Genomic DNA, 9,236 nt, shown 5'->3' on the forward strand with positions numbered 1-9,236 from the left:
TTCGCAAACATATGCATAAATTAAACATGATACTGAAAAAATAAATGGCAATAATTCTAAATTATAGAATTAATTGAAACTACATGAATCATATAAAATCTTAGATCTTCTTCACAAATTTGAATATTTTTTCTGGTTAAAACACAAAAAGCCACATAAAAGTTACATGTATGTATCTATTTTCTCTCTAATTTTTACATATTTGCTACAAATTTGACTAAAATGCAACCGCTAAATATATTAAATCATAGGTTATATTTTTATCCATTCAATCCATAAGGAGAGGAAGTAACCATGTCGATACCAACGCTCAGGCATTTCATTGATGGTCAATATATTGAGTCTAAAGGTTCTGAATATTTCGATCTGGTGAGTCCGGTCACTGGTGAATCTTATGCGCGTTCTCCTAACGCAACCGCGGAAGACGTTGATGCTGCTTATGCTTCGGCTAAAGAAGCATTTAAAATATGGGGACGCAGCACACCCTCTGAACGTCAGCGTGCGTTGTTAGCGCTGGCCGATACGATAGAAAAAAATGCTGAACGTCTGATTGAATTACAAAGCCGTAATACAGGGCAGCTCAAGCATTTGATTGCCTCCGAAGAAGTTGCGACATCTGTGGACCATATTCGCTTTTTCGCCGGTGCAGCTCGTTTTTTAGAAGGAAAGGCTACTGCTGAATATCTCCCTGATATGACAACCAGTATTCGGCGTGAACCGCTGGGAGTAGTAGGGCAGGTTACCCCATGGAACTATCCGTTGATGATGGCAGTGTGGAAGATAGCGCCTGCGCTGGCAGCAGGTAATACCGTGGTGCTTAAACCGAGTGATATCACGCCAGAAAGTACGTTATTGTTGGCTGAACTTTCCGCTCCATTCTTCCCTACCGGTACTTTCAACGTCGTGTTGGGTAATGCCAGTGCGGGCGCCTTGGTAGTTTCACACAAAACACCGGCGATGGTTTCCATCACTGGTTCTACACGTGCAGGTTTGCAGGTTGCCTCCTCAGCGGCGGCTAATCTCACCAGAGCGCATTTGGAACTAGGTGGTAAAGCACCAGTGATTATTTTTGCCGATGCGGATATAGACAAAGCGGTGGAAACTATTGCTACTGCTGGGTATTTTAACGCTGGTCAGGATTGTACGGCGGCTTCACGTGTACTGGTACATGAATCTATTCACGACATCTTCGTTACCAAATTGGTGGCGGCAGCTAAAGCAACCCGTTTTGGCGATCCAGATGATAAAGAAGCGTTGTATGGGCCGCTTAATAATATTCGCCAATTGGATCAGGTTAAAGGATTTATTGCGCGTTTGCCCACTCATGCCCATATCGAAACAGGAGGGCGACAAGCCAATCGTTCAGGATATTATTTTGAACCTACGGTGATTACTGGTTTGGAGCAGTGCGATGAAGTGATTCAGACCGAGATTTTTGGTCCTGTCATCACAGTGCAGAAGTTCTCAACCGAACAGGAAGCTATCGAGAAAGCTAACGATGTGAAATACGGGTTGGCCTCCAGTGTCTGGACCCGTGATCATGGCCGCGCGTTGCGCCTGTCTCGCGAACTTGATTTTGGAACTGTCTGGATTAACACCCATATTCCTCTTACCGCAGAAGCACCACATGGTGGCTTCAAGAACTCTGGGTACGGTAAAGATTTGTCGGCTTATGGTTTCGAAGAATATACACGTATTAAACACGTGATGAGTTCTAACGATTGATACAAGGACACCCATAATGAATCAAAATAGATCTTCACGCGACCTGGTATCACGTGCGCACTATGAGCTGTTTACTGACCGTGATGTGGGCGCCCTTGAACGTTATTTTGCACCGAATTTTATTGAACATTCCCCGTTGATTAAAAATGGTCTTGCCGGGCTGAGTGAACTGGTTCAGTCACATCCAGGACTGCATCATAAAACATCTCGCGTACTACAGGACGGTGATCTGGTTGCTATCCACGGTTGTTTTACGGGGTTAGACGATCAGCCGTTGGTTGGTTTCGATTTGTACCGCGTTGTTGATGGCTTAATCGTGGAACACTGGGATGGCTTAGTACCGCAGTCCGTACCCAATGCCAGTGGCCGAACTCAGTTAGATGGCCCGACTGAAGCGGGTAATAGCTGTGACAGGGAGAAGAACCGCGAACTAGTAGTTAATTTTTTCACGCGAACCTTGATCGAAGGGCACTATGATGAATTCGGAAATTATACCAATGGTGAGGATTTTCACCAGCACAGCCCCGACATTTCCGATGGCACGGACGCGGTCGTTGCGTTTCTTAAGCAACTGAGAAATGAAGGAAGGGGACTGCATTATACAAAAATCCACCGTACCGTCGCTGACGGGCAGTTTGTTCTGACTCATTCAGAAGGAAGTATTGCCGGAGCACGTCACAGCTACTTCGAACTATGGCGCGTCGAGAACGGCAAAGTGGTTGAACTTTGGGATGCTATCTCGCCAGTACCAGAGGATGCGCAAGCGTTGCATCGCCACGGTATTTTTTAGTGTTATTTGCAGACATGCTGAAATCCCGCGTTATTTCAATCAGGAATTAAAGAATGACAGCATATTCCATTGTCTACGCACCGCTCGATCAGGCTACCAGAACCGAACAGGTTGTGGAACGTTTAAGTAACGCGATCATCTCTGGGATATTACAAACTGATGAGCAGTTGCCTAATGAAAACGAACTGTCACGGTTGTTGGGTGTGTCACCGGTAACTGTTCGTGACGCCCTGAACACGCTACGTGCCAGGCAGTTGATCGATACTCGGCGCGGACGTCATGGTGGTAGTTTTGTGTGTCAGGTTTCCGTTGAGACAATGCAAAAATATCACCCGTTGCGGCTGATGGCTTCAGGCGAGTTGGCGGATTTCAGCGAATTTCACTGTGCAGTGATTGGCCACAGCGCGGGGCTTGCGGCTCAACGTTCAACGCCAGGTGAATTGAAAAAGCTTGGGCAACTGATTGAAAGTTTTTCTGCCGCGACGCAGCCGGATGTCCGTATACAGACAGATATGCGTTGTCTGTTAACCCTGGTATCTCAGGCGCAGTCGGCCAGGCTTGCCACTCAAGAGCTGGAGATTCAGGCCGAATGGGTGCCTTTAATGGTACTTCTGTACCGAGAGGATGCCATTCATAGCGAGGTTGCCGCCGCCTGGCATACACTTTTGGCCGCGCTGTATAAGGGGGATAGCTTCACCTGCTACCAATTGGCACAGAAGATGATTACCCGAATTACTGATCGCCTGCTTGAATGCAAATTACGTATGGATACAGATGCGCCATTCTCGCAGAGATCTTATCGCGAGTAATGGGCGCAATCATCACTGGGGGACATATGTACAACGACATACACGTAAAACGAGCCAGAAACATCCTGGACGATATATTGGTCGCCGCGCAGCGAGCCACTGCAACTTTAGCGGATAAGACAGCGCGTATTTTATTAGATTTGCCGTTATATCGTACGGAAGGTGTCCGCCTGGAGCAGGATCAGCGCAACGCATTGCAAAAACATATTCATGATGTACTGCATCACAACGTTTGGTGTAACGGGGCAGGGTTTGCCAGTTACGCGGTAACAAAGACGGTTGGGGAGGAGAGTGATTACTGGACGCTGGAGTGGTGGCGTCAGGAAGGAAAGACCATTCAATATGCACAGTTGGAGCAAAATCAGGAGCAGCGCAGGCGTCTAGATTTCCGCTTATTTGAATGGTTCCGACAGCCGGCCAGTCGTCATCTTCCCGTTATTGATGGCCCTTATGTTGATTATGTCTGTAATGGTGCTTACACAATTACGATAGCCCATCCAGTGCTTATCGGTAAGGAATTTGCTGGTGTTGCGGCGGTGGATATTCTGGTTTCGACACTGGATCGATTACTTCTACCAATTTTGGGGGCTATCGGTAAACCAGCATTAATTATTAATGACGATGCACGTGTCGTGACTTCAACAGTGCCAGGAGTACGTTCAGGTTCACTATTGAAGAATCAAGACGTTAACCAGTCGGCCAATGGTGAAGCACCTTCACTGCGTTTGGTTATTCTACCGTCATCACATACTGAATCACCCAGGGCGTTTGTCTGCTGAAGCCCACTTATTCAGATTACTCAGGAGTTTTTACTTATGATTGGATCTATGTTAGCTAAAAGGCGCAGCGCGGCTATCGCAAAAGGCGTTGGCGTGACCACACAAATCTATGTTGAACGTGCGGAAAATGCTGAAATCTGGGATGCTCAAGGGCAACGTTATATTGATTTTGCCGCCGGTATCGCCGTAGTGAATACCGGACATCGCCACCCGCGTGTTATTGCCGCCGCCAGAGAGCAGTTGGAGCAATTTACTCACACCTGTCATCAAGTCGTGCCTTATGAAAATTATGTAGCGCTAGCTGAACGACTGAACCATCTGGTGCCGGGTAATTTTGTGAAAAAAACAGTCTTTGTTACTACCGGTGCGGAGGCGGTAGAAAATGCTGTGAAAATCGCACGTGCCGCCACCGGACGCAGTGGCATAGTGGCTTTCAGTGGTGCTTTTCATGGCCGTACCTTTCTGGGTATGTCATTAACAGGCAAAGTTGCACCATACAAAATGGGGTTTGGTTCGCTAGTTAGTGATATTTACCGTGTTCCCTTTCCGGCAGAACTGCATGGTATCAGCGTAGAACAGACACTGAATGCGCTGGAGAATCTCTTCAAAACCGATATTGAACCCACGCGCGTCGCTGCCATCATCATCGAACCGGTACAGGGCGAAGGCGGTTTCTATCCTGCACCTTCCGAGCTGCTCAAATCCTTACGCGAAATTGCTGATCGCTACGGCATTGTACTCATTGCCGACGAGATTCAGACGGGTTTCGCACGTACGGGTAAACTGTTTGCCATGGAACATTATGATGTTGCAGCCGATCTGACCACGATGGCAAAAGGTTTGGCAGGGGGATTTCCTCTGGCGGCTGTAACAGGACGATCAGAACTCATGGACGCCGTAGTACCAGGTGGCTTAGGGGGAACTTATGGAGGTAATCCCGTGGCGATTGCGGCTAGTCATGCAGTATTGGATGTGATCGAAGAAGAAAAACTGTCTGAGCGTGCAGTGCAATTAGGAGAGCGGTTAAAACAATGTTTGCATGAACTGCGACCAAATGTCCCACAGATCGCAGATGTGCGTGGGCTTGGGTTGATGATTGCAGTGGAGTTTAACCGTGCGGACAGTCAGGAACCTGATGCCGATTTTACCAACTCAGTGCGTCAAAAAGCACTAGAGCGTGGCTTGATTTTGTTGACCTGTGGTGTACATGGCAATGTGATCCGTTTCCTTCCGCCACTAACCATACAAGATGATGTTTTTGATGAAGCTCTCAACGTTCTGAAATCTGTGTTACTCGACCTGAACTGTAAAGAGGGAAAATAACTCTTAAGAGAGGACAACAATGCACTGGTATTTAAATGTACTAAAGAATTACACCTGTTTTCGAGGGCAAGCTCCGCGTAAGGAATTTTGGTATTTTTTTCTATTTCAGATCCTTGCTGTTCTCGTCATTTCTTTTCTGGAAAGGCTGTTTGCTGTTGCCAATCCCGAAATTTATATGGGGTGGTTCAGTGCTATCTATTTACTGATCACATTTTTGCCGGCATTAGCAGTAAATGCTCGCCGTCTGCACGATATCAACTGTAGTGCCTGGTGGCTACTGTTACATCTTATTCCGTTTGTTGGCACTGTTATTTTATTGATTCTCGCCGCTTTAAAAGGGCAGTCGGATAGCAATAAATATAGTTCAAAAAACCGGATTCACTCACAGGCATAGGTGCATAGGTAAATACCCCAGTCCAGGTTAACGGGGTGATTTCCGGTCATAAAGGAGTGCTGAAATGACAATGAACAGAAGAGATTTTATCTCTACTGCTACGACCCTCGTAGGGGCTGGAGTACTTTCATCCATACTTCCTACTACATCTTTGGTTGCGCGGACCTTAACTACAATTGATGCTCCGGTCATCAATATTGACCACTTTCGGCCAATGCTGTTACAAGATGCACGATACAGAACCAGCCTGTTAGGATTAGATCCGCGCATCTGGAATTGGCATAGAGACATGGCTGCCAACACTAGGCCAGCTAACTATTATGAAGCTTCCTTGGTTGACTGGCCGGCTTTTGGCGGCTTTTCCAAAGACCAGAGCAGTGAGGTTGTAGTTATTGGCGGTGGGTTATTAGGTGCTTCCACCGCATTGCATCTTGCTGAAGCGGGTGTGGATGTGATTCTGGTTGAAAAGGATAACATTGGTTCGGGAGCCTCTGGCCGTAATGGGGGACAGATGACCCCTGGAATTGCCCGTTGGGCGGCTGAAACGGTATTAGAAAAATTTTCACCCGATGAGGCTAAACGTTTATGGCGTTTTGCATCGATAGAAGCGATGAATCTTGTGGACGAACTCTGCGATCGTTACGGCTTTGAATGTGACCGCAAATACGGTCATATTACCGCAGCGATACATCCAGGTCATATGGGGCCATTAGTAGCTAATGCTGATGCTCGTCGCCAGTTGGGGGACAGGGCGGTGAAGGTTATTGGCACACACGAATTGCAGGAAAAACATGTACGTTCAAGGATCTATCATGGAGCCAATATTGACAGCATCGGTGGCCAGGTTCAGCCTCTGGCGCTGCTGCGAGGCATGGTTTATGGCTTTATTAAGCTAGGGGGACGAGTTTATGACGGTACAAAAGTGAAGGGAATCAAGCAAGATGGCGGTAGCACAGTCATAGAAACTGAACAGGGAGTTATCAGAGCGAGTAAAGCGGTGGTACTGGGGGTACATGGTTCTACTGATAAGTTTATCTCAGGCCCTTCTACTACAGTGCCTTTTTTCACCTACGTGGCGGTAACTCCGCCGTTGCCGGTCGATATAAAAGAGCTTATTCCATCAGATCTGCCGGTCTACGATACACAGTTACAGATAGATTATTATCGCGCGGTGCGTGACAACCGTCTGCTATTCGGTGGGCAAGGTACTGGTAATTCCTGGTCACCGCGGGATGTGAACAACTACTTGCTTGATCGTATCAGAACCGTGTTCCCACATCTGGAAAACCCTGAACTGGAATATTCCTGGGGTGGGATTAGCGATCTGACCCTGAACGGTGCCACCGATGCCCGTAAGAGCGGTGACAATATCCCTGTATATATGGTTCATGGCTGGAGCGGACATGGCGTGGCACAGACGGTACGCATTGGCAAAGCCATCAGCGACGATTTCATCGGACGTAACCAAGACTTTACTATGCTTACCAAAATTGACCACATGAGAATTCCACTAGGCTCCTATCTCTCTCCGATAGCTATCCCATTAATTAAAGTCGCTCTGGGGGTAATAAGCACACTTAATCCGGCAGATATAGTTTCGTTCTGATATCGCATGCGATATAGACATAGACGACCATTAAAAGAGGAGGCCAGAGAAAATATCAGGCCTCCAGGCTCTTACTATAAGTAAGTAGGTGAATACAGATAAAATATTACAACAATGTTGCTATTAGAGAACTTCGTGAAGAAACAGGTATCCGAAAAGATAATGTTGGACAATGTATTGCTCAAAGAACATTTGAAATGATTCTCCCTAGTGGAGAGGCTGTTTTAGCGAAGGAACATTTTTATATCGTAAAGTTTGATAAAGAAGATATCAATACGCTGGAAACTGTTTATTCTAATGATATACCAGAAATATATCGTCATTATTTAAAGAACATTGGATTTTGTGAGCGTTTATAAAAGAAAAGCTCGGCTGGCGCGGGAAACTTATCTCGGTGGCAGCGAAGTGATGAATCGTTTTGGGTGATTGGGTTTCACTGAGGGTCACGTGAGTGCAGACCAGTGTTCATATGTCAAGTGTTATTGCAAGTTTAAAATGTCACCCATTCCCACAAAGTAGAAATGTCACTTACTGACTGTAACTCACTGATATTAAGTTTGCACAAAATCGTGATTCTGGTTTACCCTGAATGGGTAATGATAATCCCTCCCCGAAACCGTCATGTTGAAAATCGTTTAGCTAGTGTTATGAGGATATTATGGGAAAAAAATTATTGAGCGTTATTACTCTTGTGACTATTTGCTTAACTAACTTTGTTTCATACGCACAAACTGATAGTAAGCCGAAAGGTGCATATACTGAATGTTTCGAAAATCCAGAAGTAAAATCTACCATTGACATGGCGCCTTGTTTAGCAAAACTACAGCATTCAGCAAATCAGGAACTCGCTAAAGTTTTTCGCAATGCAACAAAACATATTGCGGATACAGGATCGTCTGCAAGCGATGCCGCAATCAAATCCTATCACGCAGCACTTAAGGCATTCGAAACATTTCGCAATATTGAGTGCCAAAGAGTAGGCGATACTTATATGGGGGGCAATGGAGCGGGAGCGGGACAAGCGTCTTGTGCTGTTGATCTAACACGCTGGTACACAGAAAAAATTAGCCTTGAGAAGTGAGTTGCCAAAGAAAATTACAATGCATCAGAACTTAATGTAGAAGTACAGGAACACGTCATTGGCTTTAAAAAAATCAATGGCTGGATCTTGTGCGAAAAATTATGCCGCAAAAAGTGACTTATGATATTGGTGTTACATCAAGGGTTCGCATAATGTATCAACGTTATGTTGAATTGCGGGCTGCTAAAATCGCAGAGCAGCCCAGCAATTTACACATAACGTGGATTATGCGAATCCCACGCCGATCATACAGTTATAACCCCTAACTTTCGCTCTCTCTTGGTTACAAGAGAGGGGCTATGAAGATCATCTATTTCGATTACATCGCAGGTTTTGGCATCAATGCTTTTATTGCTGATGAATTGGACTTTTTCCCATCTTTTGATGAATTAATTCATTATTGTATCGCGCTTTATGGCGATCAGATTGTTCTTGTTTCCACCACTGTTACATCAGGGATTTCTACTGGCTATCAGGAGTCTTCAAAATGATGACTGATAGGTCTGTTTTTATTGATTACCTTGCATTTTCTGCGCCATTGTCTTGCATGAAAGACGTTCATACTTTTCAGGAAAAAGGTCATGAATGGCGCAAATACCAGCCTTTGCCATCTTATAAAAACCATAAATATAACGCGATGCTCGACTTTAACATCCTATAACATTGGCTTGTTGAAGCCAGTCCCGTTGACTTTTACCTTGTTGAAAATTGGCAAAAATACCCAACGTG

At 45.6% G+C, this 9,236-nt stretch carries 11 protein-coding genes; all 11 read left to right on the forward strand.

From position 1 onward, the window contains the following. Positions 1-294: 294 nt before the first annotated feature. The 11 genes from Xedl_RS09470 to Xedl_RS25690 all read left to right on the forward strand — a co-directional run bounded on the left by Xedl_RS09470 (position 295) and on the right by Xedl_RS25690 (position 9,168). Positions 295-1,725: a gamma-aminobutyraldehyde dehydrogenase gene (locus Xedl_RS09470; RefSeq protein ID WP_074023563.1), complete on the forward strand. Its 1,431-nt coding sequence runs from the start codon at positions 295-297 to the stop codon at positions 1,723-1,725. Positions 1,726-1,741: 16 nt separating this feature from the next. Then, positions 1,742-2,515 carry a nuclear transport factor 2 family protein gene (locus Xedl_RS09475; protein WP_074023564.1) on the forward strand — a complete coding sequence of 258 codons (774 nt, stop codon included), beginning with the start codon at positions 1,742-1,744 and terminating at the stop codon, positions 2,513-2,515. 53 nt (positions 2,516-2,568) lie between these two features. Further along, the gene (locus tag Xedl_RS09480) at positions 2,569-3,324 is read left to right on the forward strand and encodes a FadR/GntR family transcriptional regulator (protein WP_074023565.1); all 756 of its coding nucleotides are present in this window, start codon (positions 2,569-2,571) and stop codon (positions 3,322-3,324) included. A gap of 26 nt (positions 3,325-3,350) precedes the next feature. Further along, positions 3,351-4,103 (forward strand): cache domain-containing protein, encoded by a 753-nt coding sequence (locus tag Xedl_RS09485; protein ID WP_074023566.1) that lies wholly within the window; start codon positions 3,351-3,353, stop codon positions 4,101-4,103. 36 nt (positions 4,104-4,139) lie between these two features. Continuing rightward, entirely contained in the window at positions 4,140-5,426 is a 1,287-nt protein-coding gene (locus Xedl_RS09490) for a 4-aminobutyrate--2-oxoglutarate transaminase (RefSeq protein WP_074023567.1), read from the forward strand. A gap of 19 nt (positions 5,427-5,445) precedes the next feature. Continuing rightward, on the forward strand, positions 5,446-5,820 hold the full coding sequence (locus tag Xedl_RS09495) for a DUF805 domain-containing protein (RefSeq protein ID WP_074023568.1): 375 nt from the start codon (positions 5,446-5,448) through the stop codon (positions 5,818-5,820). Between the two features lie 64 nt (positions 5,821-5,884). After that, positions 5,885-7,426, forward strand: a complete 1,542-nt coding sequence (locus tag Xedl_RS09500) for an NAD(P)/FAD-dependent oxidoreductase (RefSeq protein ID WP_074023569.1) — start codon at positions 5,885-5,887, stop codon at positions 7,424-7,426. 197 nt (positions 7,427-7,623) lie between these two features. Beyond that, positions 7,624-7,785: a hypothetical protein gene (locus tag Xedl_RS27835; protein ID WP_479688308.1), complete on the forward strand. Its 162-nt coding sequence runs from the start codon at positions 7,624-7,626 to the stop codon at positions 7,783-7,785. Between the two features lie 299 nt (positions 7,786-8,084). Continuing rightward, positions 8,085-8,507, forward strand: a complete 423-nt coding sequence (locus Xedl_RS09505; RefSeq protein WP_074023570.1) for a lysozyme inhibitor LprI family protein — start codon at positions 8,085-8,087, stop codon at positions 8,505-8,507. Between the two features lie 299 nt (positions 8,508-8,806). Further along, on the forward strand, positions 8,807-8,998 hold the full coding sequence (locus Xedl_RS09510; protein WP_074023571.1) for a hypothetical protein: 192 nt from the start codon (positions 8,807-8,809) through the stop codon (positions 8,996-8,998). Further along, positions 8,995-9,168, forward strand: a complete 174-nt coding sequence (locus Xedl_RS25690; RefSeq protein WP_208605038.1) for a hypothetical protein — start codon at positions 8,995-8,997, stop codon at positions 9,166-9,168. Before Xedl_RS09510 ends, Xedl_RS25690 begins: the two co-directional genes overlap by 4 nt. Positions 9,169-9,236 lie beyond the last annotated feature (68 nt).

It is taken from the genome of Xenorhabdus eapokensis (assembly GCF_001908105.1).

Excerpts from the sequence above, each read along its gene's own strand:
- Xedl_RS09470 (WP_074023563.1), top strand. The coding sequence starts at position 295 with ATGTCGATACCAACGCTCAGGCATTTCATTGATGGTCAATATATTGAG.
- Xedl_RS09475 (WP_074023564.1), top strand. The coding sequence starts at position 1,742 with ATGAATCAAAATAGATCTTCACGCGACCTGGTATCACGTGCGCACTAT.
- Xedl_RS09480 (WP_074023565.1), top strand. The coding sequence starts at position 2,569 with ATGACAGCATATTCCATTGTCTACGCACCGCTCGATCAGGCTACCAGA.
- Xedl_RS09485 (WP_074023566.1), top strand. The coding sequence starts at position 3,351 with ATGTACAACGACATACACGTAAAACGAGCCAGAAACATCCTGGACGAT.
- Xedl_RS09490 (WP_074023567.1), top strand. The coding sequence starts at position 4,140 with ATGATTGGATCTATGTTAGCTAAAAGGCGCAGCGCGGCTATCGCAAAA.
- Xedl_RS09495 (WP_074023568.1), top strand. The coding sequence starts at position 5,446 with ATGCACTGGTATTTAAATGTACTAAAGAATTACACCTGTTTTCGAGGG.
- Xedl_RS09500 (WP_074023569.1), top strand. The coding sequence starts at position 5,885 with ATGACAATGAACAGAAGAGATTTTATCTCTACTGCTACGACCCTCGTA.
- Xedl_RS27835 (WP_479688308.1), top strand. The coding sequence starts at position 7,624 with ATGATTCTCCCTAGTGGAGAGGCTGTTTTAGCGAAGGAACATTTTTAT.
- Xedl_RS09505 (WP_074023570.1), top strand. The coding sequence starts at position 8,085 with ATGGGAAAAAAATTATTGAGCGTTATTACTCTTGTGACTATTTGCTTA.
- Xedl_RS09510 (WP_074023571.1), top strand. The coding sequence starts at position 8,807 with ATGAAGATCATCTATTTCGATTACATCGCAGGTTTTGGCATCAATGCT.
- Xedl_RS25690 (WP_208605038.1), top strand. The coding sequence starts at position 8,995 with ATGATGACTGATAGGTCTGTTTTTATTGATTACCTTGCATTTTCTGCG.